This window comes from Streptomyces sp. NPDC031365 (genome assembly GCF_055569765.1).
On sequence record NZ_JBVIIM010000008.1, the window covers coordinates 66,928 to 93,693 of the forward strand.

The 26,766-nt window shown below is 70.8% G+C and carries 27 protein-coding genes and 2 pseudogenes; 16 read left to right on the forward strand and 13 right to left on the reverse strand.

The genetic code is table 11. The features are described from left to right. Window positions 1-165 precede the first annotated feature (165 nt). A complete protein-coding gene (locus tag ACZ5C2_RS14775; protein WP_468790259.1) occupies window positions 166-1,341 on the reverse strand; it encodes a THUMP-like domain-containing protein in 1,176 nt (391 codons plus the stop codon). Between the two features lie 90 nt (window positions 1,342-1,431). Between ACZ5C2_RS14775 and ACZ5C2_RS14780 the strand changes: the two genes are divergently transcribed. From ACZ5C2_RS14780 to ACZ5C2_RS14800, 5 genes are all read left to right on the forward strand, one after another. Then, on the forward strand, window positions 1,432-2,355 hold the full coding sequence (locus ACZ5C2_RS14780; RefSeq protein WP_468790261.1) for a polysaccharide deacetylase family protein: 924 nt from the start codon (window positions 1,432-1,434) through the stop codon (window positions 2,353-2,355). Beyond that, complete coding sequence (locus ACZ5C2_RS14785; protein WP_468790263.1) at window positions 2,352-3,092, forward strand: polysaccharide deacetylase family protein; 741 nt, start codon at window positions 2,352-2,354, stop codon at window positions 3,090-3,092. The genes ACZ5C2_RS14780 and ACZ5C2_RS14785 overlap by 4 nt, the downstream gene beginning before the upstream one ends. A gap of 522 nt (window positions 3,093-3,614) precedes the next feature. Beyond that, complete coding sequence (gene groES, locus ACZ5C2_RS14790; RefSeq protein WP_149511938.1) at window positions 3,615-3,923, forward strand: co-chaperone GroES; 309 nt, start codon at window positions 3,615-3,617, stop codon at window positions 3,921-3,923. Window positions 3,924-4,049: 126 nt separating this feature from the next. After that, the gene (gene groL, locus ACZ5C2_RS14795) at window positions 4,050-5,675 is read left to right on the forward strand and encodes a chaperonin GroEL (protein ID WP_468790265.1); all 1,626 of its coding nucleotides are present in this window, start codon (window positions 4,050-4,052) and stop codon (window positions 5,673-5,675) included. 158 nt (window positions 5,676-5,833) lie between these two features. After that, window positions 5,834-6,889, forward strand: a complete 1,056-nt coding sequence (locus ACZ5C2_RS14800; protein WP_468790603.1) for a hypothetical protein — start codon at window positions 5,834-5,836, stop codon at window positions 6,887-6,889. A gap of 59 nt (window positions 6,890-6,948) precedes the next feature. Here ACZ5C2_RS14800 and ACZ5C2_RS14805 read toward each other — a convergent pair whose 3' ends face one another. Then, window positions 6,949-7,434, reverse strand: a complete 486-nt coding sequence (locus ACZ5C2_RS14805; RefSeq protein ID WP_468790267.1) for a hypothetical protein — start codon at window positions 7,432-7,434, stop codon at window positions 6,949-6,951. A gap of 263 nt (window positions 7,435-7,697) precedes the next feature. Further along, window positions 7,698-8,651, reverse strand: a complete 954-nt coding sequence (locus tag ACZ5C2_RS14810; RefSeq protein ID WP_468790269.1) for an alpha/beta hydrolase — start codon at window positions 8,649-8,651, stop codon at window positions 7,698-7,700. Between the two features lie 86 nt (window positions 8,652-8,737). Between ACZ5C2_RS14810 and ACZ5C2_RS14815 the strand changes: the two genes are divergently transcribed. From ACZ5C2_RS14815 to ACZ5C2_RS14825, 3 genes are all read left to right on the forward strand, one after another. After that, window positions 8,738-9,292, forward strand: coding sequence for a TetR/AcrR family transcriptional regulator (locus ACZ5C2_RS14815; RefSeq protein WP_468790271.1), 555 nt, complete (start codon window positions 8,738-8,740; stop codon window positions 9,290-9,292). A gap of 803 nt (window positions 9,293-10,095) precedes the next feature. Then, a complete protein-coding gene (locus ACZ5C2_RS14820) occupies window positions 10,096-10,374 on the forward strand; it encodes a type II toxin-antitoxin system Phd/YefM family antitoxin (RefSeq protein WP_407110957.1) in 279 nt (92 codons plus the stop codon). Continuing rightward, on the forward strand, window positions 10,371-10,628 hold the full coding sequence (locus ACZ5C2_RS14825; protein WP_468790273.1) for a Txe/YoeB family addiction module toxin: 258 nt from the start codon (window positions 10,371-10,373) through the stop codon (window positions 10,626-10,628). Before ACZ5C2_RS14820 ends, ACZ5C2_RS14825 begins: the two co-directional genes overlap by 4 nt. A gap of 21 nt (window positions 10,629-10,649) precedes the next feature. On the opposite strand, the pseudogene ACZ5C2_RS14830 reads toward ACZ5C2_RS14825, so the two are convergent. The 4 genes and pseudogenes from ACZ5C2_RS14830 to ACZ5C2_RS14845 all read right to left on the reverse strand — a co-directional run bounded on the left by ACZ5C2_RS14830 (window position 10,650) and on the right by ACZ5C2_RS14845 (window position 12,106). Beyond that, window positions 10,650-11,119: pseudogene (locus tag ACZ5C2_RS14830) on the reverse strand (ATP-binding protein). Window positions 11,120-11,263: 144 nt separating this feature from the next. Further along, entirely contained in the window at window positions 11,264-11,545 is a 282-nt protein-coding gene (locus ACZ5C2_RS14835) for a type II toxin-antitoxin system RelE family toxin (RefSeq protein ID WP_468790275.1), read from the reverse strand. A gap of 5 nt (window positions 11,546-11,550) precedes the next feature. Continuing rightward, the gene (locus tag ACZ5C2_RS14840; protein WP_468790277.1) at window positions 11,551-11,832 is read right to left on the reverse strand and encodes a type II toxin-antitoxin system Phd/YefM family antitoxin; all 282 of its coding nucleotides are present in this window, start codon (window positions 11,830-11,832) and stop codon (window positions 11,551-11,553) included. Further along, window positions 11,825-12,106: a hypothetical protein gene (locus ACZ5C2_RS14845; protein WP_468790279.1), complete on the reverse strand. Its 282-nt coding sequence runs from the start codon at window positions 12,104-12,106 to the stop codon at window positions 11,825-11,827. Before ACZ5C2_RS14845 ends, ACZ5C2_RS14840 begins: the two co-directional genes overlap by 8 nt. Before the next feature lie 154 nt (window positions 12,107-12,260). Here ACZ5C2_RS14845 and ACZ5C2_RS14850 point away from each other — a divergent pair. Beyond that, window positions 12,261-13,108, forward strand: a pseudogene (locus ACZ5C2_RS14850) (helix-turn-helix domain-containing protein). Next, window positions 13,105-13,311 (forward strand): DUF397 domain-containing protein, encoded by a 207-nt coding sequence (locus tag ACZ5C2_RS14855; RefSeq protein WP_468790281.1) that lies wholly within the window; start codon window positions 13,105-13,107, stop codon window positions 13,309-13,311. Before ACZ5C2_RS14850 ends, ACZ5C2_RS14855 begins: the two are co-directional and overlap by 4 nt. Window positions 13,312-13,386: 75 nt before the next feature. On the opposite strand, the gene ACZ5C2_RS14860 is transcribed toward ACZ5C2_RS14855, so the two are convergent. The 4 genes from ACZ5C2_RS14860 to ACZ5C2_RS14875 form a co-directional block, all read right to left on the reverse strand. Further along, a complete protein-coding gene (locus tag ACZ5C2_RS14860; protein WP_468790283.1) occupies window positions 13,387-13,872 on the reverse strand; it encodes a DUF7008 domain-containing protein in 486 nt (161 codons plus the stop codon). 6 nt (window positions 13,873-13,878) lie between these two features. After that, complete coding sequence (locus tag ACZ5C2_RS14865) at window positions 13,879-14,586, reverse strand: ester cyclase (protein ID WP_468790285.1); 708 nt, start codon at window positions 14,584-14,586, stop codon at window positions 13,879-13,881. Window positions 14,587-14,763: 177 nt separating this feature from the next. Continuing rightward, window positions 14,764-15,537 (reverse strand): SDR family NAD(P)-dependent oxidoreductase, encoded by a 774-nt coding sequence (locus ACZ5C2_RS14870; protein WP_468790287.1) that lies wholly within the window; start codon window positions 15,535-15,537, stop codon window positions 14,764-14,766. Window positions 15,538-15,600: 63 nt separating this feature from the next. Then, complete coding sequence (locus ACZ5C2_RS14875; RefSeq protein ID WP_468790289.1) at window positions 15,601-16,281, reverse strand: MOSC domain-containing protein; 681 nt, start codon at window positions 16,279-16,281, stop codon at window positions 15,601-15,603. Between the two features lie 79 nt (window positions 16,282-16,360). On the opposite strand from ACZ5C2_RS14875, the gene ACZ5C2_RS14880 reads away from it, so the two are divergent. Next, entirely contained in the window at window positions 16,361-17,257 is an 897-nt protein-coding gene (locus ACZ5C2_RS14880; RefSeq protein WP_468790291.1) for a LysR family transcriptional regulator, read from the forward strand. Window positions 17,258-17,326: 69 nt separating this feature from the next. On the opposite strand, the gene ACZ5C2_RS14885 is transcribed toward ACZ5C2_RS14880, so the two are convergent. Then, window positions 17,327-17,659, reverse strand: coding sequence for a WhiB family transcriptional regulator (locus tag ACZ5C2_RS14885; protein WP_365897184.1), 333 nt, complete (start codon window positions 17,657-17,659; stop codon window positions 17,327-17,329). A 380-nt stretch (window positions 17,660-18,039) separates the two neighbouring features. Here ACZ5C2_RS14885 and ACZ5C2_RS14890 point away from each other — a divergent pair, with 380 nt between their 5' ends. From ACZ5C2_RS14890 to ACZ5C2_RS14905, 4 genes are all read left to right on the forward strand, one after another. Then, a complete protein-coding gene (locus ACZ5C2_RS14890) occupies window positions 18,040-18,651 on the forward strand; it encodes a response regulator transcription factor (RefSeq protein ID WP_003948568.1) in 612 nt (203 codons plus the stop codon). An 844-nt stretch (window positions 18,652-19,495) separates the two neighbouring features. Next, on the forward strand, window positions 19,496-20,083 hold the full coding sequence (locus tag ACZ5C2_RS14895; protein ID WP_030221188.1) for a sigma-70 family RNA polymerase sigma factor: 588 nt from the start codon (window positions 19,496-19,498) through the stop codon (window positions 20,081-20,083). 160 nt (window positions 20,084-20,243) lie between these two features. Next, the gene (guaB, locus tag ACZ5C2_RS14900) at window positions 20,244-21,746 is read left to right on the forward strand and encodes an IMP dehydrogenase (protein ID WP_468790294.1); all 1,503 of its coding nucleotides are present in this window, start codon (window positions 20,244-20,246) and stop codon (window positions 21,744-21,746) included. 130 nt (window positions 21,747-21,876) lie between these two features. Continuing rightward, window positions 21,877-23,001: a GuaB3 family IMP dehydrogenase-related protein gene (locus ACZ5C2_RS14905; protein WP_468790296.1), complete on the forward strand. Its 1,125-nt coding sequence runs from the start codon at window positions 21,877-21,879 to the stop codon at window positions 22,999-23,001. 556 nt (window positions 23,002-23,557) lie between these two features. Here the strand turns inward: ACZ5C2_RS14905 and ACZ5C2_RS14910 are convergent. After that, a complete protein-coding gene (locus ACZ5C2_RS14910; protein WP_468790298.1) occupies window positions 23,558-24,766 on the reverse strand; it encodes a nucleotide sugar dehydrogenase in 1,209 nt (402 codons plus the stop codon). 271 nt (window positions 24,767-25,037) lie between these two features. Between ACZ5C2_RS14910 and ACZ5C2_RS14915 the strand changes: the two genes are divergently transcribed. Further along, entirely contained in the window at window positions 25,038-26,744 is a 1,707-nt protein-coding gene (locus tag ACZ5C2_RS14915; RefSeq protein ID WP_468790300.1) for a glycerol-3-phosphate dehydrogenase/oxidase, read from the forward strand. Window positions 26,745-26,766: the final 22 nt, after the last annotated feature.

Below are 26,766 nucleotides of genomic sequence, written 5' to 3' on the forward strand. Positions count from 1 at the left end.
GTGGGGCGGGAGGACCGCGGCGGAGGGGGCACCGCGCGGCGGGCGTGGGGCTGTGCGGCGCCGGGGGTGCCGGGGGCGCCGGCGGTTCAATCGCGGGGTCGCTGCCGCGCCGCCGGTGGGGGCCGGTGTGGGGGCCCCACGGCCGTACGGGCCGCCCTCGCGTGATTACCGCGCCGGGTGCCCCAGCAGCATGGCCGGGGCACCGTCGACGCGGGTCAGGAAGACCGTGACGGACGCGGAGCCGTGCGGCTTGGGCAGGACCTTGCGGCGCAGTTCCTCCGGTTCGACGGCCGATCCGCGTTTCTTCACGGTCAGCGTGCCGACCCCGCGCTCCCGCAGCAGCGCCTTGAGTTTCTTGACGTTGAAGGGGAGCCGGTCGGTGAGTTCGTAGGCGGTGGCGTACGGCGTCGGGCGGTGTTCGTCCGCCGTGATGTAGGCGATGGTCGCGTCGACGAGCCCGCCGTCGAGCCGCTCGGCGACCTCGGCGACGAGATGCGCCCGGATGACGGCGCCGTCGGGCTCGTACAGATACCGGCCGGGCGGACGCACGGCGGGATCGGGCAGTCCCCGGGAGGGGAGGGTGCGCGGGCCGGGAAGCAGGGTCGCGCGGACCGGGGCCGCCTGCCCGGCGCCGAACCACAGCACCGCCTCCTTCACGTCCCCGCGGTCCGAGATCCACTCGGCCTCCGCGTCGGTGGGGACGGCCTCGTGCGGGATGCCCGGCGCGACCTTCAGCGCGGCGGCACGGGATGCCGTACGGGCCGCCTCGACCGCCCAGGACAGCGGGGGCGAGTACGCCTCGGGGTCGAAGATGCGGCCCCGCCCGCCGCGCCGGGCCGGGTCGACGAACACGGCGTCGTAGCCGGCGGTCTCCACCTCCGTCACGTCCGCCTCCCTCACCTCGATCAGGTCGGCGAGCCCCAGCGCGTCGGCGTTCGCCCGCGCGGCCGCCGCGGTGAGCGGGTCCCGGTCCACCGCCAGCACCCGGATGCCGGCGCGGGCCAGCGCGATCGCGTCCCCGCCGATCCCGCAGCACAGGTCGGCCACGGAGGCCACGCCGAGCTCCTTGAACCGCCCGGCCCGGTACGCCGCCACACTCGCCCGGGTCGACTGCTCGACCCCGTTCGGTGTGAAGAACATCCGCCGGGCGTCCTCGGCCCCGAACTTCGCCACCGCCCGCTGCCGAAGCCGCGCCTGGCCGAGTGCGGCCGACACCAGTTCGGCGGGGTGTTCGCGGCGCAGCCGGGTCGCGACGGCGAGTTCGTGCGCCGGTTCGGTGTCGCGCACCTCGTCGAGGAGGGCGCGGCCTTCGGGGGTGAGGAGCGGGGCGAGGTCGTTCACCGGGTCATTGTGGGCCAGTCGGTGGACCGTACGCCTCAGGCCGCGGTGTCGGGCCGGAGCCGGACGGTCCGGCTGCGATGATCCAGCCCCATGCGAGCAGTAGGACAAAATGATAAAAAGTGGCCGCTGCGGGGTGCGCGGACCGGTCTCGCCGTACTCGCTCTCGCCACCCTCGCCTCGGCCTGCGGACCGGACGGCGGCGAGAGGGTCGCACCGGCGGGCGGCCAGCAGCCCCTCCAGGCGCCCCCGGCCCGCGCGCTCGACTCCTACGCCACCAAGCTGCGTGCCGCACACGCCGCGCGGGTCGCCGCCGCGAAACGCTGGGGCCTGAAGAAGGTGCCTCTGACGGCCCCGGCACCACCGGCGAAGAAGCCGAAGATCACCACCCGCGACGGCTTCGAGGTCGACGGCCACCGCCGGCTGGGGCTGCCGCCGGTCTTCACCACGGTCCCTACCAAGAAGAAGATCCTCTTCCTCACCATCGACGACGGGGAGGAGAAGGACCCGGCGTTCCTGCGGATGATGAGCGAACTGAAGATCCCGTACACCGCCTTCCTCAGCGACTACCTCGTCAAGGAGGACTACGGCTACTTCAGGAAGATGCGGGACCGGGGCGTCGGCCTGCACAACCACACCCTCCACCACCCCTACCTGCCGGCCCTCTCCCACGCCCGCCAGAAGCGCGAGATCTGCGGTATGCAGAAGATCATCGAGAAGCGCTACGGCGAGCGCCCCGCCCTCTTCCGCCCGCCCTACGGCAACTACGACAAGAACACCCTGCGCGCCGCGAAGTCCTGCGGGATCACCCATGTCCCTCTCTGGAACGAGGAGGTCTTCGTCGACCGCTGGGAGTACCGCGAGTGGGACCGCTCCCTGCGCCCCGGCGATATTGTCCTCACCCACTTCCGGGGCCGCGACGACTGGAAGGGCACCATGGCGGACATGATCCGCCGCTTCCTGGACAAGGCCACGGCCGAGGGCTACGCGGTGGCGCGGCTGGAGGACTACCTGTGAGGCGCGGGAGGGTCCTGACGGCCCTCCTCGCGGCCGTCGTCCTGCCGGCCGCGACCGCCGGATGCGCTCCGCCGGACGGGGCGGGCCGGCTGCCCGCACCGGCCGGGGCGACGGCAACGGACGGTGCCCCCTCCCCGGCCGCCCTCCCGCCCGTCATCGACCACATCCCGACCGACGACCGGGTCGTCTTCCTCACCTACGACGACGGCGCCGAACGCGACCCCCGCTTCATCGACCTGGTCCGCGAACGCCGGCTCCCCGTCAGCATGTTCCTGACGGACAGTGTGATGGGCCCCGGCTACGCCCACTTCGCCCGCCTGCGCGCGGTCGGCGCGAGTCTGCAGAACCACACCCTCGACCATCCCGCCCTGCGCGGTCTGCCCTACGCCGGTCAGCGCGCCGAGATCTGCGGCCAGCAGCGCAAGCTCACGTCCCGCTTCGGCATCAGGCCCCGCCTCTTCCGCCCGCCCTACGGCACGTACGACACCACCACCCTGCGGGCCGCCGCCGGCTGTGGCATCGCGGCGGTGGTCCTGTGGCGGGTCACCCTGGAGGCCGACGGCCACCTCACCTACGCCCGCGGCCCCCACCACCTGAAACCCGGCGACATCATCTCCGTACCGTCGGGCGAGGCGCCGTCGCTGTCGCTGACGGAACGGACCGTACGGCTGCTGGGCGAGTTGGAGCAGCGAGGGCTGAGGGTGGGCAGGCTCGAGGACCACGCGGACCGTCCCTGAACCGGCGGCGGCGGGGCGGGGGGCGCTTCCCGGTCCCCACGGTGCCGTCCGGGGCGCGCGGGGTGCCTTCCGGCTGGATCCGATGCCGGAAGGGGGAGCACGGCTCACCTTCCAGTCCGTGCGCCGGTGTTCGTACGCCGGCCGCTGGGCGCGCCGCTCACCTCGGAGGCCGGACGCCGGCCACCGGCGTGCACCGCCCACTCTCCAGCCCGTCCGGCGTTTGAGGACATGGCCCGTTCAGGGCCGAAGGGGTCCTGGGGGCACAGCCCTCAGTGACGGTCACGCACCACCGTCAGCTGCGCAACCCGGTGCCCAGAGGCGCCCGCGGCCTCCGACGCGCCGCACGGCAACTGGCACTCCGCTTGACCGAGTGCTAATCCCGGTCATAGTCTCGGGTCTGGCACTCCCCCCTGGAGAGTGCCAATGCGCGACGGGCAGGTCCGGCACCCGCGACGACGGATCCACCTGGTCGCCACCTCAGACAGTTAACCCCGTGAGATCTCCGAAGGGGGAGGTCGGATCGTGACGACCACCAGCTCCAAGGTTGCCATCAAGCCGCTCGAGGACCGCATTGTGGTCCAGCCGCTCGACGCCGAACAGACCACCGCCTCTGGCCTGGTCATCCCGGACACTGCCAAGGAGAAGCCCCAGGAGGGCGTCGTCCTGGCCGTGGGCCCGGGCCGCTTCGAGAACGGCGATCGCCTGCCGCTCGACGTCAAGACCGGCGACATCGTGCTGTACAGCAAGTACGGCGGCACCGAGGTGAAGTACAACGGCGAGGAGTACCTCGTCCTCTCGGCTCGCGACGTCCTGGCGATCATCGAGAAGTAGTTCACCCGCTTCCACCGAAGCACATTGCTTTTGAGCTGCGCCCCGGGCCCCCGCGACCTTATGAAGCCGGGCGTCAGGGGCGCAGTTCGTTTCACCCACGCTTTCCGAGAGGGCTGAACCGCTCCCATGGCGAAGATCCTGAAGTTCGACGAGGACGCCCGTCGCGCCCTCGAGCGCGGCGTCAACAAGCTTGCCGACACGGTGAAGGTGACGATCGGCCCCAAGGGCCGCAACGTCGTCATCGACAAGAAGTTCGGCGCCCCCACCATCACCAACGACGGTGTCACGATCGCCCGCGAGGTCGAGATCGAGGACCCGTACGAGAACCTCGGCGCGCAGCTGGTGAAGGAGGTGGCGACCAAGACCAACGACATCGCGGGTGACGGCACCACCACCGCCACCGTGCTGGCCCAGGCGCTGGTCCGCGAGGGCCTGCGGAACGTCGCCGCCGGCGCTTCCCCGGCCGCCCTGAAGAAGGGCATCGACGCCGCCGTCGCCGCGGTCTCCGAGGACCTGCTCGCCTCGGCCCGTCCGATCGACGAGAAGTCCGACATCGCCGCCGTCGCCGGGCTGTCCGCCCAGGACCAGCAGGTCGGCGAGCTCATCGCCGAGGCGATGGACAAGGTCGGCAAGGACGGTGTCATCACCGTCGAGGAGTCCAACACCTTCGGTCTGGAGCTGGACTTCACCGAGGGCATGGCCTTCGACAAGGGCTACCTGTCGCCGTACTTCGTGACGGACCAGGAGCGCATGGAGGCCGTCCTCGACGACCCCTACATCCTGATCACCCAGGGCAAGATCGGCTCCATCGCGGAGCTGCTGCCGCTGCTGGAGAAGGTCATCCAGGCCAACGCCTCCAAGCCGTTGCTGATCATCGCCGAGGACGTCGAGGGCGAGGCCCTGTCGACCCTGGTCGTCAACAAGATCCGCGGCACCTTCAACGCGGTCGCCGTCAAGGCGCCCGGCTTCGGTGACCGCCGCAAGGCGATGCTGCAGGACATGGCCGTCCTCACCGGCGCCACGGTCATCGCCGAGGAGGTCGGCCTCAAGCTCGACCAGGTCGGCCTGGACGTGCTCGGCTCCGCCCGCCGCGTCACCGTCACCAAGGACGACACCACGGTCGTCGACGGCGGCGGCAACAAGGAGGACGTGACCGGTCGCGTCGGCCAGATCAAGGCCGAGATCGAGACCACGGACTCCGACTGGGACCGCGAGAAGCTCCAGGAGCGCCTCGCGAAGCTGGCCGGCGGCGTGTGCGTGATCAAGGTCGGCGCCGCCACCGAGGTGGAGCTGAAGGAGAAGAAGCACCGTCTGGAGGACGCCATCTCCGCGACCCGCGCCGCGGTCGAGGAGGGCATCGTCTCCGGTGGTGGCTCCGCGCTGGTCCACGCCGTCAAGGTCCTCGAGGGCAACCTCGGCAAGACCGGCGACGAGGCCACCGGTGTCGCCGTGGTCCGCAAGGCCGCCGTCGAGCCGCTGCGCTGGATCGCCGAGAACGCCGGCCTCGAGGGCTACGTCATCGTCTCCAAGGTCGCCGAGCTCGAGAAGGGCAGCGGCTACAACGCCGCCACCGGCGAGTACGGCGACCTGATCAAGGCCGGCGTCATCGACCCGGTCAAGGTGACGCGCTCCGCCCTGGAGAACGCCGCCTCGATCGCCTCCCTCCTCCTCACGACCGAGACCCTGGTCGTCGAGAAGAAGGAAGAGGAAGAGCCGGCCGCCGGTGGACACAGCCACGGCCACTCCCACTGACGACGTAAGGTCGCCGGAACCGGAGTGAGGGCCCGGTTCCCCGTCCACCAGGACGGGGAACCGGGCCCTCGCCGTACCCCGATCATGGAACCGAGCCACGGCCGGAGAGTGTCTACCCCGACAGCGGACGGAGCAGGAAGGGGAAGACGTTGAACCAGGTGCTCTACGGAGAACGGTCCCGGAACCCCTTGGCCCGCACCGTGGAACTCACCGAGAGCGGGCTGCGCAGAGGAGGCCGAACGACTCCGCTGGACGAGCTGAACCTCGCCGCCATGGCAGAAGCGTTCCTGCGCGGACAGTGGCTCGGTGGCGGAGGCAGCGAACGCCCCCTGGCATCGTTGCCGCCCGACCGCGGCATCGTCCCGGTCACCCGGGTGACCGGAACCAGCGTTCCTCTGAAAACACGTCAGGCCGCCGCGTTCGCCCGTGCGCTGGGCGGGCTGGCGGTGCGCAGATGCGGCGGACCCGACCAGGTGGCCGCCCTGGCCGCGCGGGCGCACGCGGAGGGCGTACCGCTGTGGATCGCGCGCCGTTACGCGCACGCCCCCGCCGGACCGGTGACCGTCGCCGTGGACCGCCGCTCGGTGCGCGTGGACGTCTGGGGCCCGCACGCCCCGGCCGTACGGCTCAGAGCCCCGCACGGCTACCTCCTCGACTCCGCCGACCGGGCTCACGGCCTGGTCCTGACCGTCGGTGACATCCCCACCGGGCTCGAACTCCGCAAGAAGCTCCGCAAGTCCAGGAACAAGGTCGAGATTCGCCTGCCCGACCGGCAGTGGACCCTGCGCCGCGAGACCGCGGTGAGCTCGTCACTGCTGCGCGACGGCACCAGGATCGCCGTCCTCACCCGCCCGCCCCGCGGCACGACCCCCGCCCCCGGCACCGTACTGCTGCCGCTGGCCGACGTGTACCACGAGAGCCCCGACCCCCTGGACGCCGTGATGGCCCACGCGGTCGCGGTCTCCTTCGGCCTCGGCGACACCACGGGCACGGCCAGATTCCGTCCCGCTCACCTCTCCCGCCGGGGCACGGACGACGCCGCCTGGGACCGCCCCTGGTTCAGCAACCTCGGCAGGGACCGCGACGACAACGAACCAGGGGGCGGCGACGGCTGGGGCAGCGACGGCGGAGACGGCGGCGACGGCGGCGGGGGCGACGGAGGAGGCGGTGACGGAGGAGGCGGTGACGGGGGCGGCGGAGGCGGCGGCGATTAGCCCAGCCGTCGGGCGACCGCACCGGCCCTTCTCCCCGTGCCATCGCCCGAGCACCTGCCTCACCACGCCTTGCTGCGGTCGAACTCCGTGATGTTGATGGTCACGCCCGCGGTCTTGAGCGTGGTGGGCGACTCGCCCGTCGCCGTCTGCCCCGGCTGTACGTCGGTGGCCCACTCGGTCGAGTTGTAGAGCCGCTTGCCGTCCGGGCCCACGGCTTCCCACTCCCAGGTGTAGTCCGACTTCTCCGAACTCCGGTTCGTGATGGTCCAGGTGACCCAGATGTCCTCGAACCCGGCCTGCGAGCGGTCGTCGATCTCGAAGCTGACGAGATCGTCGCGCTCGCCGCCCGCCGTCTCCGACCGCCCGCCCTGCGGCTCCTCGCCCTGCTCCTCGCCCTGCTCCTCGGCCTGTTGCTTCTCCGTGGTCGCGGTGCCCTTGTCCGGGGCCGGAGTGGAGCTGTCGTCCTCGACGGCACAGCCTCCGACGGCCAGCCCGCCCACCATGGTCACCGCCGCACAGGCGGCCACAACACCGAATCTTCGCATCGTGAGCCCCTTCTGACGCTGTATGTCATATATAGACCCGTTTGGCGTACCGCGCAGGTCGAGGCCGCGTGAGTACCGGCGGTGAGGGGCGAGGGGCGAGGACCGAGGGCAGGTGTGGGGGACGGGGCGTCAACCGTCCTGGCACAGCAGGAACGGCACGGGTTCGAGCGACGTCAGGGGCTTTCGACGGTCGACGTGACCGGCAGCTCACCCACCTCGGCCGTTCGGCTCACCGGCACCCCGGACACCGCGCGTTCGCCCTGTCAGGCGGCCGTCGGGACGGCCCTGCGCGCGGCCCGCACCGTGGCGGACAGGGCGGCGAAGGCCCGCGCCAGGTCCTCCTGGGTGGAGGGCACGACCCCGCGCATCAGGACGAAGGCGTGGATGTGTCCATCGGCTTCGAGGAAGGTCGTGGGCACGCCCGCGGTGACGAGAGCGGCCGCATAGGCGCGGCCCTCGTCACGGATCGGGTCCTCGCCCGCGGTGAGGACGACGGCCGGCGGCAGGCCGGTGAGGTCGCCGAGGAGCGGCGAGCCGCGCCAGTCGTGGGCGTCGGCACGGTAGTGGTCGTAGTACCAGCGGAGGCCGGCCTCGGTCAGCAGCCGTCCGGTGGCGAACTCCTCCTGCGAGGGGTACGGACGTGAGAGGTCGGTGGCCGGGTAGATCGTGACGTGTGCCTGGACCTGGACCGCGGCCGGGGCGTCACGCAGGGCCATCGCCGTCACGATGGTCAGCGTCCCCCCGGCGCTGTCTCCGCCGAGCACCAGGGCATCGGCCTCACGACCGAGCTCACGGGGCCGTGAGGCGACCCATCGGGCGGCGTCCTCGGCGTCCTCGACCGCTGCCGGGTACGGGTGCTCCGGGGCCAGCCGGTAGTCGACGAGCACCACCGGGAGGTCGAGCGTCCGTGCGATGTCGGCCGCGAAGCCGCCGTGCGTCTCCAGGTCTCCGGTGACGAATCCGCCCCCGTGGTACCACACGACCACCGGGCCGGCCTCACGCTCCGCTCGTGGGTCGAGGAGCAGGCCGGCGATCGTGCCGGACCGTGTCGGGATGGTCAGCGGCCGCTGTACGGCGATCTCGCCGACGGGCAGGTCCGCGGCCTTGACCGACGCGCGCAGGCCTGCGCGTGCCTGGTGTGGGGTCTGGGTCTCTATGCCGGGCATGTCGGCGGCGGCGAGGTAGGAGAGAAGCGCTTCCACATCTGCACGGGGCATGATCGTCCTCACGTCGATGTCAGACTATGACATCGACGAGGCTAGCACCTGACGTCACAATCTGACATCACTGATAGGGTCGGCTCATGAGCCGCTGGAAACCGGGAAGCCGTGCGCGACTCCAGGAAGCCGCCCTCGACCTGTTCCTGGAACGCGGCTATTCGGCGACGACCACCGCGTCCATCGCCGAGCGGGCCGGTGTGACCGACCGGACCTTCTACCGCCACTTCAAGGACAAGAGCGAAGTGCTGTTCGGCGACGAAGGCCGGATCGAGCACCTCATGGTCACCGCCGTGACGAACTCCGGGTCGTCCGCCTCCGGTGCCCTGCGGGAGGCCCTGCGTGCGGTCGCGCGGGACTTCGAGCCGCGTCGCGGCGCCATGGCCAGACGCGCGACCGTCATCGAGTCCGTACCGGACCTGGCGGAACGCGAACTGTGGAAGCTCCGCACCTGGTCACAGGCGCTCACGCAAGCACTCGTCGAACGGGGCGAGGAACCCTTCACCGCTCAGGCCCAGGTCGAGGTGGCCCTGGCCCTGTTCCGTACGGCTTTCCAGTCGTGGACACATGACGACGCCCCGCCGGACCTCGATGAACTGATCCGGAACGCCTACACCGCCGTCCGTCTCCCGGACGCCTGACGGCTGAGGATTCGCCCTGTCAGGTCGTGGCAGTCTGCGGGGAGTGGACCGGGAGCAGGGCTCCGGTCGGTGAAGGGCAAGTCCATGCAACGTGTACCTGAGCCCTGCACCATCCAACTGGTACGACATTCCCGTACCGCTTCTATGGAGGAGGGGGTGTGGCACCAGCCTCACCCTCCGGACCGAAGACGTACACAACGTCTCGGAGGACGTGGCCGGGGGCAGGAGCGATCACCATCAGCGTCTCCATCCTGGAATAAGCGTCGGACGCGGTGAACAGCAGACCGCACGTCGTGATCGGCGACGGCAGATGCGTCAAGTTGACGTGACACCCGCCGCAGTACCCGCTTGGCACGTACTTCGCCGCGTCGCCGCGCGCGCTCTCCGCGTACGACCGCATCGGCCCGGTGAGCAGCGCGGACTCCAGCCGCTCCCGGCGCGCGTCCCCGGCTCGACCCGCCCGGCGGGCCGGCCGCTGAACCCCTGGGACAGTTCGACCTTGAAGTCACCGGCGTAGACGTCCTCCTTGATGTCGAGTACGTCCCTCAGGCTACGACCGTCTCGCCCGCGCCCCTGGCCATCAGCCGCTCCCGCTCCCCACAGCACACGCCCGGCCACCCCCGCGGCCGGGCTTCTTCCGGGGCCCGCGCGGTCAGACCCGGGCACCTCGCATCTCCTTCCTTGTCCTGCCGGCCGAAGCGGGAACCCCGGCCCGGGGAACAAGAGGTCATGCGGCTGGTACCGGATACTTGTACCATTCGACTGGTACGGTCTTCCCGTACCGGTTTCTGCGGAGGAGGGGCATGTCCATCACTGCGAGCGAGGCCCGGGCCAGACTTTTCCCGCTGATCCAGCAGGTCAACGACGACCACGAGCCCGTGGAGATCACCTCCAGGGGCGGCGACGCCATACTGATGTCGGCCGACGACTTCCGTTCCTGGCAGGAGACCGTCTACCTGCTGCGTTCGCCGGCCAATGCGGCCCACCTCATGGCGGCCGTCGCCGCCGACAAGGCCGCCGACACCCCAGTGATCACTAGGAGCATGGCGGAGCTGGAGGCCCTGGCGGAGGACGGCGAGTGAGGGACGTACGGCTCCGTCCCACCGGGTGGGAGGACCTCCTGTACTGGCAGGCCGCCGACACGAAACTGTTCCGCAAACTCGTCCGTCTGATCGGCGAGATCCAGCGGGACCCCTTTACCGGCATCGGCAAACCGGAGCCGCTGAAGGGCGACCTGTCGGGCTACTGGTCACGCAGGATCGACGACGAGCACCGCCTCGTCTACCGGGCCACCGAGAAGGAAGTCGTGATCATCAAGGCCCGGTACCACTACTGACGGACCGGTTCCCTCCCCGGCTCACCCACGGACCGGCGCGGCGGGCACCACGGCCCACACCGTCTTGCCGGGGGCGCCGGGGCGCGGAGCCGTTCCCCATTCCTTGGCCAGGGCGGCGACGAGAAGGAGCCCTCGCCCGCCGTCGTCCTCGCTTCCGGCGTCCCGTGTCTCGGGCAGTCGCTCGCCCCGCGCGTCGCTGACCTCGACGCGGACGCGCCCGCCGTCCTCCCTGCTGAGCCGCATCTCGGCGTCCCGGCCGGGGACCCGGCCGTGGTCGCGGCGTTGGCGGCCAGTTCGGCCGCGATCAGTTCGACGGAATCGTGCGCCGGGGTGCCGTACCGCCACCCCCAGGCGTCCATCTGGCAGGAGGCGAGCCGGCGGGCGAGCCGGGCGCCGCGCGGGGACGGGGTGAAGCGGAACGAGAACACCGTCTGATCGGCGAGCGGGAGCGGCAGCGCGGACCGCCGCTCCTGGCGGGGGGAAGTGGTCATGCCCCGAAGATCCCGCGCCCACACCCCCGCCCACCAGGAGCGACGCCCGCACGGCGGTGCTCTGTCGGGGCGGCGGGCGAGGCGGTCGGGCTTGTCGGGGCGGTCTCCGGGCAGGCCGACGCGGACCATGCGGGTAAAGGGGTCTCAGGGAACCTGACGGTAGACCTCGCGGCGGTTGCTCACGGTCAGCACCCACACGATGAGCCGACCGTCCTCGATGGTGTAGACGACCCGGTAGTCACCGACCCTGAGCCGCCACCGGGCGTCGTGCCCTCGGAGGGCTTTCACGTCGAACGCCGCCGTGTCCCCCGCGTCCATCGCCTTCTGGAGTTCGGCCAGGCGGTGCAGGATGCGCAGGGCGTCGGGGCGCGGGATCTTGAGCATGTCCCGCTGGGCGTGCGGGATGAAGCGCGTGACGTACCCCATGCGCGTCAGCCCTGCTGGTCGCGGAGCAGGGCGGCCATCTCTTCGAGCGAGACCGATCCGTCGGTTCCTTCGGACTCGGCTTCGTCGGCCAGCCGGTTGAGCCATGCCTCTTCGGCGTCCTCGGCGAGTTGGCGCAGCCGCTGGTACTCCTGGATGTCGATCACGACGGCTTCCTGCTTGCCGCGCCGCGTGATGATTGTCGGCGTCTCCTCGCGGCGGGCGCGGTCGATGACATCGGCGAGGTGGTTGCGGACCTCGGCCATGGACTCGACTACCGGTTCACTCATGTCGCGAATGTAGCAGATGTACATGGAGGCCGGTCTGCCGGTGATGTGTCCTCGCGCCGACGCTCGGCGGACCGGCATGGGGCGGTGGTGAGGTGAGGCAGCGGTGGCAGAGGGTTTCGTCGCCCGTCGGACGGAAGAGCGTCGCCTGGACGTGGCGCCGGAGCGGCAACCGGTATTCCTCTGAGGGGAACTTGAGGTTCTCGACCGTCAAGATCAGCCATTCCATGCCGTCGGTTTGCCCGATTCGGGCAGCCGGAAAGGTCTGCTCGGCCACGGGACCTGGCTCGTCTACGACGACGAGAGTGAGATGACCTGCTCGTCCACTCTTACGGCGCAACTTGTTTCGGTCTCGGCGTGGTGGGTGCGGAGGGCGTCCTACGGTGCGAGCACGGGTGACCGATGGACGGATGTGCTGAGGGGCGGGTGCGATGGAGTCGGGTACGGACTCGGGTACGGGCGTGGACGGCGCGGGCGCTGATTCCAACGGGGAGTTCCTGCGCTGCTTCGGCCGCCAGATGAAGCTGCTGCGGGAGGCCGCGGGGCTGACGCAGGCGCAGTTGGGCGAGCGGGTCGGGTACGGCGAGGCGCAGATCGCGGCGGTGGAGCAGGGGCGACGGATTCCCCGGCCGGAGCTGGTGGACGCGGTGGATCGGGAGGTGGGCGGGCGGGGGTTGCTCGTGGCGATGAAGGGGGGGTGGCGAAGGCGCGGTATCCGGGGTTCTTCCGGCGGTATGCGGAGATGGAGGCCGAGGCGGTCGAGTTGCACGCGTACGACAACCACGTGATCAAAGGGCTCTTGCAGACGGAGGAGTACGCGCGCGCCGTCTTCACGATGTGGCGGCCCCTGCTGGACGCCGAAGTTATCGAGCAGCGGGTGGCTGCCCGGTTGGAGAGGCAGAAGCTCTTCTCTCGACGACCTGTGCCTCTCCTGAGCTTCGTGATCGAGGAACAGGCCCTGCGCCGTCCCATCGGTGGGCGCCAGGTACTGCGCGGCCAACTCGAACAACTGCTGCTCTACGGGCACGAGCGCAACGTTGAGATGCAGGTCATGCCGATGGACCGCGACGAACATGCGGGCCTGGGCGGGGCCTTCACGTTGATCCACCTCAAAGGCCAGAGCAGGATGGGCTACATGGAGGTGCAGGAGGCGAGCATCCTGTACACCGCGCCCAAGAAGGTCAGCCCGTTGGAAGCAACGTACGGCGTTCTCCGAGCGCAGGCGCTCACTCCTCGGGATTCACTGGCCTTCATCGAGAAGCTGTGGGGAGAGCAATGAAGGCAAGCAGCACCGAGCCTGCCGCTGACACGCTGAGCTGGTTCAAGAGCAGCTACAGCTCTGGAAGCGGTGGTGACTGTGTTGAGATCGCCGATGCGGGTACGGCCGTGATGATCCGGGACTCCAAGCGACCGGACATGACGTCCCTCAACGTCCCCACTGCCCAGTGGACGGCGTTCGTGCGGATGACCGCAGGCGTCTGAGACGAACGAGGGGCGGTGGGAAGCCGTTTGCGCTCCCCACCGCCCCCCACTCATGCCCGAAGGGCACTGCTCTGCTCACTCGCTCTTCTTCGGCCGCCCACGCGTCTTCTTCTCGGGACGCCAGTTGACGAGATCCGCCTCGGACAGCTCGCGCTCCGCGCGGCCGGAGTCGAGGGCGGCCTGGAACTCCTCGGCGGGGTTGACCTCCCACTCCTCGTCGTACTTGCCGTACCACTGCTGCACCCACGGCAGCACCTCGCGCAGCCCGGCGAGGAGCGGTACGAAACGGGGGTCGTCCTTGGTCCAGCCGCCGGTCTCGACACGGCTGCGGATCAGGCTGACGCGGGCGTCGGCCTGGTCGCGGTGGTTCCAGCCGGCCCAGCCGAGCAGCAGGGTGGAGTCGGCTCCGGTGCACGGCGTGCTGGCTCTCGCCGAGGACGCCTTCGGGCTGCGCGTGACGCCGGCCGGGGACGACGAGGAGCGCTGGAGCGGAAGCCTGCTGCCGCTCCCCTCCTCCGAGGCGTAGCAGCGGCCTGGCCGTCCCGCCCGGTGATCGCGCATACCCGGTTACAGCTCCGTCGGCTCCAGCGCCCCCAGCTGCGTCATCAGCCCCAGCCGGTCGTACTGCCACCAGCCCTCGACGATCTTGCCGTTGCCCCCGAAGCGGAAGATGGTCGTGCCCGACATGGAGACCTTCTTCCCCGTCGCCGGGATGCCCAGGAAGTCGGCCTTGTGGGTGCCCTCCCAGCTCCAGCGGGTGCACACCCGGTCGTCCTGGGCGATCTGGTCCTCGATCCGGAGCGAGAAGTCGAAGCCGCCCCGCCACACGTCCATCTCGCGCCGGAAGTGGTCGAGGCCGATCACGTCCTGCTCGTTCGCCGGATCGTGGTCGCGGTAATGCTCCTCGATCAGACCCGTCATCGGGGACAGGTCGTCCGCGGTGGTCAGCACCTCGAAGAAGCGCCGTGCGGAGTCCGTGTGCAGCTGCGCGTCGCGCACCACGTCCAGGTCCCTGAACGTCGGCATCTCGTCGCAGAGCGCCACCAGCTCCCGGAAGATCCGGTCGGTCTCCGGGAGCTGTGAGTTCCGCATCGCCTCCTCGTACGACGGGAACTCGACGATCTCGACGACGTGCGACGTGTCCGAGCGGTCCTTGCCGACCACCGCATGCGTCGCCGTCCGCTTCCCCTTGGTCTGCTCGGCCCACTGGTCCATGAGCCGGTCCATCTCCTCGAACCGGCTCGTCCTGCAGTCGATGAGCTGAAGGAAGGTCATGCCGCTCGCCTCCGGTCCCCCCTGGGTCCGGGTCCTTGTCCCCACCCATTCTGCTCTGGCGGGCGGGCTTCGTCCCGTGGTCACGGCGCGTCCGTGGGGTCAGCCGCGTCCCGGCGTCAGGGCCCACCCCCGGGCCCACCCCCGGGCCCACCCCCGGGCGCGCCCCCGGGCGCGCCGCTAGCGGGGCCCGTACTTCCGCCCCGTCCGCGACGAGAGCCCGCCCAGCATCCCGCGTGGGACCAGCTTCGCCGCCCCCATCAGCGCCTTGTAGCGCGGGTCCGGGATCGACACCCTCTTGCCCCGGGCCAGGTCCGCGAGCGCCGCCGAGGCGACCTTGTCCGCGTCCAGCCACATCCAGTTCGGGATGTTGTCGGTCCCCATACCGGCCCGTTCGTGGAACTCCGTGCGCACGAAGCCGGGGCACAGCGCCATCAGGCGTACGCCGTGGCCCGCCAGATCCACTGCCGCGCCCTGGGTGAACTGCACGACCCACGCCTTGGACGCGCCGTACGTCCCGCGCGGGACGAACGCGGCGGTCGAGGCGACGTTCACGACACCTCCGCGTCCGCGCTCCCGCATGGCCTCCACGGCGGCCGACGTCAGGAGGAGCACGGCCTCGCAGTGCACCTTGAGCATCCGCAGCTCGTCGGCCATGGGGACCTCGAGGTAGCGGCCCTTGTTGCCGAAGCCGGCGTTGTTGATCAGCAGGTCGACGGGGTTCTTGCGGTCACCGAGCCGGTCGGCCACCGCCGCGATGTCCTTGTCCCGCGCCAGGTCGGCGGTCAGTACCTCCGCCTCGATGCCGTGGCGGTCGTGCAATTCGGTGGCCTGTTCGTGCAGCCGGCCGGCATCGCGGGCCACCAGCACCAGGTCATGTCCGTCGGCCGCCAGCCGCCGCGCGAAAGCGGCACCGATCCCAGCCGTCGATCCCGTAATCAGAGCCGTTGTCATGGCGCAAGAGTAGTTACCCGGAGCGGAGTCGTCCGCTCGGCGGCGGCGGTCCCGGGGCCGCCGTCAGACCGTCGACTCCGCACCGTGCTGCTCCACGTACGTCCGTGCCGTCGCGATCGCCTCCGGGTGCAGTGCCACACCCGCCGCGAGCAGCCGGGGCAGCAGCGTCCGTTCGGTGGTCACCGCGCGGAACTGCAGGGCGACCGTCACCTCGTGATCCGGGCGGTGAATGACCCGTACGGCGTCACCCGCGCGTATCTCACCGGGCCGGATCACCCGCAGATACGCCCCCGGCGCACCCCGCTGCGTGAACCGCTTCACCCAGCCCTTCTCACCCAGATGGCCCTGGAAGGTGCGGCAGGGGATACGCCCGGAGGTGATCTCCAGGACCACCCCGGACCCGACGGCCCATCGCTCACCGATCAGGGCACCGGACACGTCGATGCCCTCCGTGGTGAGGTTCTCGCCGAACGAGCCGTTCGTCAGCGGGCGTCCCAGAGTGCGCTCCCACTCGTCGAGGTCCTCACGGGCCACGGCGTACACGGCCTGGTCGTCCCCGCCGTGATGCCGCATCTCGCACACGGCGTCCCCCGAGAGACCGCTCCCTGCGGTCCCCTTCGGTCCCGGCGCGGCCACCCGCACCGGCCCGTCCACCGGGCGCTTGTCGATGCCCGTCACGCCGTCGCGCTGGTCCGTGTAGGGCGCGGACATCGGGCGGCCCAGGTTCACTGACAGAAGCTTCATGCGCGCACGGTAAGCGATGAGTATCAAAGCGTCGACGTATTAATCGCCGCCGTATCAAAGGGCCGCTTATCCTTGAGGCGTGATAGAAGCCCGTCATCTCCGCGTGCTGCGCGCCGTGGCCACCACCGGTTCCTTCTCCGCGGCGGCCCGCGGGCTGGGCTGCACCCAGCCCGCGGTCAGCCAGCAGATGAAGGCCCTGGAGGCGTCGGTCGGCACGCCTCTGCTCATCCGCAGCGGCCGGGAAATGCGTCTGACCCAGGCAGGTGAGGCACTGGTGCGGCACGCCGCCGGGATCATCGCCGGACTCACCGCGGCCGAGGAGGAGGTCGCCGCCATCGCCGGTCTGCGCGCGGGCCGGGTCCGCCTCGTCTCCTTCCCCAGCGGCAGCTCCACGCTCGTCCCCACGGCCCTCGCCGCCCTGCGCGACGCCCACCCGGGCACGCGGGTCTCCCTGGAGGAGGCCGAACCGCCCAGCTCCGTGCAGATGCTGCGTGAGGGTGACTGCGACGTGGCCCTCGCCTTCCGGTACGAAGGGGCGGCGGGCTCTGAGGAGTGGGACGACCTCGTCGTACGGCCGCTGCTGTCGGACCGGCTCGTGGGGCTCGTGCCGGAACGGCACCGGCTGGCCCGCGCGGAGTCCCTCGCCATCGGCGAACTCGCCGACGAGCCGTGGATCGCCGGCTGTCCGCGCTGCCGCGGGCAGCTGGTCGAGGTGTGTGAGACGGCGGGCTTCACCCCGCGCATCGACTTCGCGACCGACGACTACCCGGCGGTCGCCGGACTGGTCGGAGCGGGACTCGGGGTCGCGGTCCTGCCCCAACTGGCCATCGAGTCCGTGCGGCCCCGGGGTGTGCGCGCCGTCGCGCTGGAGCCCGCCGTGCGGCGGGAGATCGTCGCACTCACCCTCCTGGATCTCGCCCAGGTGCCCGCGGTCGCCGCGACGCTGGAGAAGCTGGCGGCGGCAGCGGCCCGCTGAGGGCGTGGCGGCAGTCCGCGGACGAACAAGGGCACCTGTGCGTGCCCGAGTTCTTGAAGAAACGTTCCTTCAGTTGTTCGAGGCGGTGGCGTGTCCACCGCCGGCCGATGCCGACACCAGCCGGTGGCGGGCCCGCCCCATCAGCTCTTCGCGCTCGTCCTCGGTCAGGCCGCCCCATACGCCGTACGGTTCGCGGACCGCCAGCGCGTGCGCGGCGCACTCGGCGCGTACCGGGCACCTCATGCAGACCTCTTTGGCCGAGTTCTCGCGAGCGCTCCGAGCCGCACCACGCTCACCCTCGGGGTGGAAGAAGAGCGAGCTGTCCACCCCGCGACAGGCGGCCAGGAGCTGCCAGTCCCACAGGTCCGCGTTCGGTCCGGGAAGGCGGGAGAAATCTGCCATTGCGTGACCCCTTGTAGCCGTTCTGGGCGGATCCGGTGTCCACGACCGTACAACTACGATCAAAGGAGATGAAAATATGACTCATTGCGAATCTAGCCCCAGACACCAACGAATGGGAAGAAAAGGGTCTAAATGGGGCATGGGTTGTGGTGAAAGTTCGAGGGTCCGTCGTGCGTGTCTGCACCGTGAGCGGCTCCTCACGTAGAGTGCCGAAGATGGCAGACGGCCCCGTAACTCTTTCGAGTGACCGTCGTTGAGAGTGCGAGGCGGTTGAAGGAACAAGTGCTCGGGCGGGTGTCCGGGACGGTCGACCGCACAGGTGACTATTTCGTACCAGCCTGGAGGCTCAAGGTGACGCGCATCAGCTGCGGAGGGCGGCCATGACTTCCGTCCTCGTCTGCGACGACTCCCCGCTTGCCCGAGAGGCGCTCCGCCGCGCGGTCGCGACCGTGCCCGGTGTCGAGCGCGTGACGACGGCTGCCAACGGCGAGGAAGTCCTCCGCCGCTGGGGTGCCGATCGCTCGGATCTGATTCTGATGGACGTACGCATGCCCGGACTGGGCGGCGTCGAGACGGTCCGGCGGCTGCTGTCCGCCGACCCGGGAGCGCGCATCATCATGCTCACCGTCGCCGAGGACCTCGACGGCGTGGCGCTCGCGGTGGCCGCGGGTGCGCGCGGCTACCTGCACAAGGACGCCTCCCGCGCGGAGCTGCGTGCCACGGTCACGCAGGCGCTCGCCGACCCGACCTGGCGGCTCGCCCCGCGGCGGCTGCGCTCCGCCGAGATGGGTGCGGCGCCGACGCTCACCGCGCGTGAGATCCAGGTCCTCGAAGGCATGAGCCACGGCCGCTCCAACGCGGAGATCGGCCGTGAGCTGTTCCTCTCCGAGGACACCGTCAAGACGCACGCGCGACGGCTCTTCAAGAAGCTCGGCGCCTCCGACCGGGCGCACGCGGTGGCGCTCGGATTCCGGTGGGGCCTGGTGCGTTAGGGCCCGTCCTTCGGGCCGGGCCGGTCCGGATGCGGCGTACGGCATCGGGCGTCGACCGGTGCCCGCGTGGCACCGGGAACGCCTGCCCGGCCTGGGGCGCCGTGGGTAGCCGGTGCTCTCCGGAGACCCGGGTGTTCCGGGTGCGCGGCCGTGCGGGTGTGAGGATGCCTCGCGCGTGGGGTGGCGTGGGCACCGGGACGTTCGCGGCGTGCGGTGAGGTCCATCTCCGGGTTGGCCCGTGTGGGGCGGTCCGGGTGCGTGGGCCGCTCGCCCGTCGGGTGGTGCGGGTGTGAGGGCGCGTCCGGTGTGCGGTGGTCCGGTGTCTCCCGCGGATGCGCACGGCGGTGTGGATGCGCCGGTCCTCCGCGCGTGCGGCGCTTCCGTGCTCGGCCCGGCACGCGCGCGTGGCGCCGCGTACGGCCTGCCGTCATGCCGGCCCGCGCTGCGGGCATCCCGGCGTCGTACGGCGGTCCCGTGCGGTGTCGTGCGGTGTCGTCGGTGGGCCGGGGTCCGGGACGGGCGAGGCGAGCGGAACGGCGGGGGCGTGAGCGGCCCTCCTGTGTCGGACCGGTCCGTACGACCGGCCCCGACGCCGGTCCCAGAACCCGCGGGAAGCACCCCGGAGACCCGGCCCACCAGGGCGTCAGCGGTGGCCGGAAGGTGCCCGCTGCTCGTTTCGCCGCGGATGACGCATCCTTGAGGTGTGGAGTTCCTCGGGGACGAGTCGGTCGAGCGGGAGGGGAGGGCGGCGGGTATGAGTTCCGGCGCACCTGCTCATAACGCTTCGGTGCACAACCAGGGACACGGTGCCGCGGACCAGACGTCCGCAAGGCACCATGGACCGATGCGCGACGACGAGGCGGGCACTGCCCAGGGGGCTTTCGGTGCGCTCGTCCATCGCGCTGTCGACGGAGACGAGCAGGCCACACACGATCTGCTCGCGCACGTCCACCCCCTGGCGCTGCGCTACTGCCGCACCCGTCTGTCCCGGCTGCCCGGCGATGCCCGGCACTTCGTCGAGGACCTCGCCCAGGAGGTCTGCGTCGCGGTGCTCCTCGCACTGCCCCGCTACAAGGACACCGGCCGGCCCTTCGAGGCGTTCATCTTCGCCATCGCCTCCCACAAGGTCGCCGACCTCCAGCGCGCGGCGATGCGGCACCCCGGCTCGACCGCCGTGCCCTCCGACGAGATGCCCGAGCGCCCCGACGACTCCCTCGGCCCGGAAGAGCGCGCCCTGCTCAGCAGCGACGCCGAATGGGCCAAGAAACTGCTGGCCAGTCTGCCCGAGAACCAGCGGGAGCTGATCCTGCTGCGCATTGCCGTGGGACTCACGGCGGAGGAGACCGGTCAGATGTTGGGAATGTCACCCGGCGCCGTCCGGGTGGCCCAGCATCGCGCGCTGAGCCGGCTGCGTGCCCTGGCGGAGCAGTAACCGCCGCTTTCACGCCGCCCCTTCGGCGTATGAACGGACCGTCGGCCGTTCCCGTACGAACATACGAAGCCGGGAGCCGTGTGAAACCGTGGAATGAGACACCCGCGCTTCCCGTTAGCATGGACATCCGCACCGAGCAAGGCCATTTGGGGAAGGTGTCATGACTGCCAACGTCGACGGAGTGCCCGGAAAATTCGCGACACTCGGGCTGACCTACGACGACGTGCTGCTGCTGCCGGGCGCATCCGAGGTGCTCCCCAACGCGGTTGACACCTCGTCCCGCATCTCCCGCAACGTCCGGGTGAACATCCCCCTGCTCTCGGCCGCGATGGACAAGGTCACCGAGTCCCGCATGGCGATCGCCATGGCGCGTCAGGGCGGCGTCGGCGTGCTCCACCGCAACCTGTCCGTCGAGGACCAGGCCAACCAGGTCGACCTGGTGAAGCGCTCCGAGTCCGGCATGGTCACCGACCCCATCACCATTCACCCGGACGCCACGCTCGGCGAGGCCGACGCCCTGTGCGCGAAGTTCCGCATCAGCGGCGTCCCGGTCACCGACGGCAACAAGAAGCTGCTCGGCATCGTCACCAACCGTGACATGGCCTTCGAGACCGACCGCTCCCGTGAGGTGCGCGAGGTCATGACCCCGATGCCGCTGGTCACCGGACACGTCGGCATCTCCGGCGTGGAGGCGATGGAGCTGCTGCGCCGCCACAAGATCGAGAAGCTTCCCCTGGTCGACGGCGCGGGTGTGCTCAAGGGCTTGATCACGGTCAAGGACTTCGTGAAGGCCGAGCAGTACCCCCACGCCGCCAAGGACGGGGAGGGCCGCCTGATCGTCGGCGCCGCCGTGGGCGCCAGCCCCGAGGCCCTGGAGCGGGCCCAGGCGCTCGCCGAGGCCGGTGTGGACTTCCTGGTCGTCGACACCTCGCACGGCCACAACAGCAACGCCCTCAGCTGGATGGCGAAGATCAAGTCGAGCGTCGGCATCGACGTGATCGGCGGCAACGTGGCCACGCGCGACGGCGCCCAGGCGCTCATCGACGCCGGTGTGGACGGCATCAAGGTCGGCGTCGGCCCCGGTTCCATCTGCACCACCCGAGTCGTCGCCGGCATCGGTGTTCCGCAGGTCACGGCCATCTACGAGGCGTCCCTCGCGGCCCGCGCGGCGGGCGTCCCGCTGATCGGCGACGGTGGGCTGCAGTACTCCGGTGACATCGGCAAGGCGCTCGCCGCCGGCGCCGACACCGTGATGCTGGGCAGCCTCCTCGCGGGCTGCGAGGAGTCCCCCGGCGAGCTGCAGTTCATCAACGGCAAGCAGTTCAAGTCGTACCGCGGCATGGGCTCACTGGGCGCCATGCAGTCCCGGGGCCAGGGCCGGTCGTACTCGAAGGACCGCTACTTCCAGGGCGAGGTCGCCTCCGACGACAAGCTCGTGCCGGAGGGGATCGAGGGCCAGGTGCCCTACCGCGGCCCGCTGGCCAACGTGCTGCACCAGCTCGTCGGCGGCCTGCGCCAGACGATGGGCTACGTGGGCGCCGCGACCATCGAGGAGATGGAGTCCAAGGGCCGCTTCGTGCGCATCACGTCGGCCGGTCTCAAGGAGAGCCACCCGCACGACATCCAGATGACGGTCGAGGCACCGAACTACAGCCGCCAGTAGCGGCGGGCATCGGCGAGGGCGGCCCCGGATCTCTCCGGGGCCGCCCTCGCCGTACGTCCGGGGCGGTGGGCGCCGCGGCCGTCGGGGATACTGGAAGGCGCTGCAAACGCATCAGGGAAAGGCCACAGACGTGACTGAGATCGAGATCGGGCGCGGCAAGCGCGGCCGCCGGGCGTACGCCTTCGACGACATCGCCGTCGTCCCCAGCCGCCGTACGCGGGACCCGAAGGAGGTCTCGATCGCCTGGCAGATCGACGCCTACCGCTTCGAGCTGCCGTTCCTGGCCGCTCCCATGGACTCGGTCGTCTCGCCGGCCACCGCGATCCGCATCGGCGAGCTCGGCGGCCTCGGCGTGCTGAACCTCGAGGGCCTGTGGACGCGCCACGAGGACCCGCAGCCGCTGCTGGACGAGATCGCCGGTCTGCCCGCCGAGGCGGCCACCCGGCGCCTCCAGGAGATCTACGCCGCTCCCATCCGGGAGGAGCTGATCGGGCAGCGCATCAAGGAGGTGCGCGACTCGGGCGTGGTCACCGCCGCCGCGCTCTCCCCGCAGCGCACCGCCCAGTTCTCCAAGGCCGTCGTCGACGCGGGCGTGGACATCTTCGTCATCCGCGGTACGACGGTGTCGGCCGAGCACGTCTCGGGTTCGCACGAGCCGCTGAACCTGAAGCAGTTCATCTACGAGCTCGACGTCCCGGTGATCGTCGGTGGCTGCGCGACCTACACGGCCGCCCTGCACCTCATGCGCACCGGCGCGGCGGGCGTCCTGGTCGGCTTCGGCGGCGGCGCCGCGCACACCACGCGCAACGTGCTGGGCATCCAGGTCCCCATGGCCACCGCGGTCGCCGACGTGGCCGCCGCCCGCCGCGACTACATGGACGAGTCCGGCGGCCGGTACGTGCACGTCATCGCGGACGGTGGTGTCGGCTGGTCGGGCGACATCCCCAAGGCGATCGCCTGCGGCGCGGACTCCGTGATGATGGGGTCCCCGCTGGCCCGCGCGACGGACGGTCCGGGCAAGGGCAACCACTGGGGCATGGAGGCCGTCAACGAGGAACTGCCGCGCGGCCAGAAGGTCGACCTCGGCACGGTCGGCACGCTGGAGGAGATCCTCACCGGCCCGTCCCACACCCCCGACGGCTCGATGAACCTCTTCGGCGCCCTGCGCCGCGCGATGGCCACCACAGGCTACAGCGAGCTGAAGGAGTTCCAGCGCGTCGAGGTGACGGTGGCGGACTCGCAGCACCGGCGGTAGGGGTCGGGCGGGCTTTTCGTACGGCACCGAGAGAGCCGGTCACCTGGTGAGGTGACCGGCCCTCTCGCACGTCAGGGGCGTGCGGAGGCGCTCGTGGCAGTCGGGGGGCGCGGTTGTCATCGGGGCCGATGCGCGAGGTATGGGCGGTGCCGAGTCGGTCATGTCTGTTCCCGGCGACCCAGTTCTCTGGAGCGCGCCCTTCCAAGGAGATGGTTCCGGACCCCGCCCTCGGGGTTCGGCCCGAATTCCAGACGGACCGCCTACCGGGCTATTGGCGGCATCGTGGAAGGGGGTGCGCCATGGGCCGTCACCGCAAGCCCACCGCCTGGGATCGAATCCGTCTGCGGATGGTGAAATTCCGGAGGAGGTGCGTCCTGTGGATTCACGGATGGTGAGCGACCACCCCTAAGAGAAGTAGGGGTGGACACTCGGTTCACCATTCAGGAGCCTGCCGCAGTACCCGCTGCGGTGGGCTCCACCTGTTTTCTACCGTACCCGCGCCATGCCGCGTCGACCACCAGCCCCTGTGGTGCGGGCGGGGCCGGTGCGCCCCCTCTCACAACCGATGCGCCGCCCCCGTAGGTGTGGCCCCGCGCGTGTCGAGCAGCAGCTGCGCCTTCACCGACAGGCCCTGGAGGTCGTACGTGCGGTGCTGCTGGAGCAGGACCGTCAGGTCGGCCTCGGCGGCGGCCTCGTAGAGGGAGTCCGCGCGGGGGACGGGGCGGTCGAGGACGTTCCAGGAGGGGACGTGGGGGTCGTGATAGCTGATGGAGGCGCCCAGCTCCATCAGCCGGACCGCGATCTCCCGCGCCGGGCTGCCCTGCTGGTCGGCGAGATCGGCCTTGTAGGTGACGCCGAGGAGCAGCACGCGTGCGCCGCGCGCGGACTTGCCGTGCTCGTTGAGGAGGGCGGCGGCGCGCTGCACCACGTAGCGCGGCATGCGGCCGTTGACCTCCTGGGCCAGCTCCGCCATGCGCAGGGTGCGGCCCGCGTGGGCGGTCAGGTCCTGGGGGACGGTGTGGCCGCCGACACCGGGGCCGGGGCGGAAGGCGTGGAAGCCGAAGGGCTTGGTCTCCGCGCAGCGCAGGACGTCCCACAGGTCGATGCCCAGGTCGTGACAGAGGGCGGCCATCTCGTTGACGAGGGCGATGTTGACGTGCCGGAAGTTGCTCTCCAGGAGCTGCACGGTCTCGGCCTCGCGCAGGCCCCGCGCACGTACCACCTTGTCGGTGATGCGCCCGTAGAAGGTGGCGGCCGACTCGGTGCAGGCGGGGGTGAGGCCCCCGATGACCTTCGGGGTGTTGGCCGGGGTGAAGTCGCGGTTGCCGGGGTCGACACGGCTGGGGGAGTGGGCGAGGTGGAAATCGCGCCCCGCGCGGAGGCCCGAACCCGACTCGAGCAGGCGCAGCAGGGGCCCCTCCGTCGTCCCCGGGGGGACCGGGGACTCCAGGATCACCGTGGTGTGCGGGCGCAGCCGCGCGGCGAGGGTACGGGCGGCCGTCTCGACCTGGCCGAGGGCCGGCCCGCCGTCCGCACCGCGCGGGGTCGGTGCGCAGATGACGGCGGTGCGCACCCGGCCCAGCTCGGCGGGGTTGGTGGTCGTACGGAAGCCCTGCGCGAGCATACGGCGCTGTTCGGCGGCGCTGAGGGAGCCGGGTTCGGGGCCGGTCCGGTAACCGATGGTGGGGATGCCGGCGGTGACGGCGGCCTGGGCCAGGGGCAGTCCATACGGGCCGAGTCCGATGACGGCGAGATCTGCGGGCATGGCGTGGGCCGTCCTTCCCAATAACCGGAGTGCGACAGGTGCGCAAGCGCTGTGGACTGGACAGGCGGGCGCAATGTCAGACTAGGAGTAAATATGACCGATATGTGGGATTGATCGGTTGGTTTTCGGTGAGTCGCTCCGAAGGTGTTGTCCACAGGCTGGGGGCGCGTGTGGCTGAAGTCGGGCAAGCCGGTCAGAATTTGGGCATGAGGACGGGGAACCGGGCTTCGCCGACAGGTGCGGCCGACGCGACCGATGAGCGGGAGGCAGCGTGAGGACAGCGACACTGGGGCCGGCGCAGCGCGCCGAATCACTCGCATCCATGGCCGAGCACGAACTGGACGTGCTGGTGGTGGGCGGCGGAGTGGTCGGTGCGGGCACGGCGCTCGACGCCGCGACACGCGGCCTGTCCACGGGCCTGGTCGAAGCGCGTGACTGGGCGTCGGGCACCTCCAGCCGGTCCAGCAAGCTGATCCACGGCGGCCTTCGCTATCTGGAGATGCTCGACTTCGCGCTCGTACGGGAGGCGTTGAAGGAGCGCGGCCTGCTGCTGGGGAGGCTCGCTCCGCATCTCGTGCGGCCGGTGCCGTTCTTGTACCCGTTGCAGCACAAGGGCTGGGAGCGGCTGTACGCCGGAGCGGGCGTCGCGCTCTACGACACCATGGCGATGGCCCGCGGGCACGGACGGGGCCTGCCCGTGCACCGGCACCTGAGCCGCCGTCACGCGCTGCGAGCGGCGCCGTGTCTGAAGAAGGACGCGCTGGTCGGCGCCCTGCAGTACTACGACGCCCAGATGGACGACGCCCGGTTCGTGGCGACCCTGGTCCGCACGGCCGCCGCGTACGGCGCGAAGACCGCCAACCACGCCAGGGTGACCGGTTTCCTGCGCGAGGGCGAACGCGTCGTCGGTGCCCGGGTGCAGGACGTCGAGGGCGGCGGCGAGTACGAGGTCCGCGCCAAGCAGGTCGTCAACGCCACCGGTGTGTGGACCGACGACACGCAGGCGATGGTCGGGGAGCGCGGACAGTTCCACGTCCGCGCCTCCAAGGGCATCCACCTGGTCGTCCCCAAGGACCGCATCCACTCCACGACCGGGCTCATCCTGCGCACCGAGAAGTCCGTCCTGTTCGTCATACCCTGGGGCCGGCACTGGATCGTCGGCACCACGGACACCGACTGGGACCTGGACAAGGCGCACCCGGCCGCGTCCAGCGCGGACATCGACTATCTGCTCGAGCACGTGAACTCGGTGCTCGCGGTGCCGCTGACACGGGACGACGTCGAAGGCGTGTTCGCCGGCCTGCGGCCGCTGCTCTCCGGCGAGTCGGACGCCACGAGCAAGTTGTCCCGCGAGCACACCGTGGCCCACCCCGTACCCGGGCTGGTCGTGGTGGCGGGCGGCAAGTACACGACGTACCGGGTGATGGCCAAGGACGCGGTGGACGCGGCGGTGCACGGTCTCGACGTGCGCGTCGCCGCCTGCGTCACCGAGGAGACACCGCTGGTGGGCGCCGAGGGCTACCACGCGCTGTGGAACGGGCGGGCACGGACGGCGGCGCGCACCGGACTGCACCCGGTACGGGTCGAGCACCTGCTGCAGCGGTACGGGACGATGGCGGAGGAGGTCCTGGACCTCATCGCCGCCGATCCCTCGCTGGGCGAGCCGCTGCGGGCGGCCGACGACTACCTGCGTGCCGAGATCACCTACGCCGCCTCGCACGAAGGGGCACGGCACCTGGACGACGTGCTGACCCGGCGCACCCGCATCTCGATCGAGACGTTCGACCGGGGCACACGGTCCGCACGGGAGGCGGCCGAGCTGATGGCGCCGGTACTGGGCTGGGACAAGGGGCAGGTCGAGCGCGAGGTGCAGCACTACGAGAAGCGCGTGGAGGCCGAGCGGGAGTCGCAGCGCCAGCCCGACGACCTGACGGCGGACGCGGCGCGCCTGGGGGCGCCGGACATCGTGCAGCGGTAGTCCTCCCGTGATGCGGCCGGCG

Bases quoted from the DNA above. Each gene is read 5' to 3' on its own strand.
- ACZ5C2_RS14860 (WP_468790283.1), bottom strand. From the start codon at position 13,872: ATGCGCGATCACCGGGCGGGACGGCCAGGCCGCTGCTACGCCTCGGAG.
- ACZ5C2_RS14820 (WP_407110957.1), top strand. From the start codon at position 10,096: ATGTCCATCACTGCGAGCGAGGCCCGGGCCAGACTTTTCCCGCTGATC.
- ACZ5C2_RS14910 (WP_468790298.1), bottom strand. From the start codon at position 24,766: ATGCCCGCAGATCTCGCCGTCATCGGACTCGGCCCGTATGGACTGCCC.
- guaB (WP_468790294.1), top strand. From the start codon at position 20,244: ATGACTGCCAACGTCGACGGAGTGCCCGGAAAATTCGCGACACTCGGG.
- ACZ5C2_RS14805 (WP_468790267.1), bottom strand. From the start codon at position 7,434: ATGCGAAGATTCGGTGTTGTGGCCGCCTGTGCGGCGGTGACCATGGTG.
- ACZ5C2_RS14840 (WP_468790277.1), bottom strand. From the start codon at position 11,832: ATGAGTGAACCGGTAGTCGAGTCCATGGCCGAGGTCCGCAACCACCTC.
- groL (WP_468790265.1), top strand. From the start codon at position 4,050: ATGGCGAAGATCCTGAAGTTCGACGAGGACGCCCGTCGCGCCCTCGAG.
- ACZ5C2_RS14780 (WP_468790261.1), top strand. From the start codon at position 1,432: ATGCGAGCAGTAGGACAAAATGATAAAAAGTGGCCGCTGCGGGGTGCG.
- ACZ5C2_RS14855 (WP_468790281.1), top strand. From the start codon at position 13,105: ATGAAGGCAAGCAGCACCGAGCCTGCCGCTGACACGCTGAGCTGGTTC.
- ACZ5C2_RS14895 (WP_030221188.1), top strand. From the start codon at position 19,496: ATGCGCGACGACGAGGCGGGCACTGCCCAGGGGGCTTTCGGTGCGCTC.
- ACZ5C2_RS14810 (WP_468790269.1), bottom strand. From the start codon at position 8,651: ATGCCCCGTGCAGATGTGGAAGCGCTTCTCTCCTACCTCGCCGCCGCC.
- ACZ5C2_RS14890 (WP_003948568.1), top strand. From the start codon at position 18,040: ATGACTTCCGTCCTCGTCTGCGACGACTCCCCGCTTGCCCGAGAGGCG.
- ACZ5C2_RS14815 (WP_468790271.1), top strand. From the start codon at position 8,738: ATGAGCCGCTGGAAACCGGGAAGCCGTGCGCGACTCCAGGAAGCCGCC.
- ACZ5C2_RS14835 (WP_468790275.1), bottom strand. From the start codon at position 11,545: ATGGGGTACGTCACGCGCTTCATCCCGCACGCCCAGCGGGACATGCTC.
- ACZ5C2_RS14885 (WP_365897184.1), bottom strand. From the start codon at position 17,659: ATGGCAGATTTCTCCCGCCTTCCCGGACCGAACGCGGACCTGTGGGAC.
- ACZ5C2_RS14875 (WP_468790289.1), bottom strand. From the start codon at position 16,281: ATGAAGCTTCTGTCAGTGAACCTGGGCCGCCCGATGTCCGCGCCCTAC.
- ACZ5C2_RS14870 (WP_468790287.1), bottom strand. From the start codon at position 15,537: ATGACAACGGCTCTGATTACGGGATCGACGGCTGGGATCGGTGCCGCT.
- ACZ5C2_RS14865 (WP_468790285.1), bottom strand. From the start codon at position 14,586: ATGACCTTCCTTCAGCTCATCGACTGCAGGACGAGCCGGTTCGAGGAG.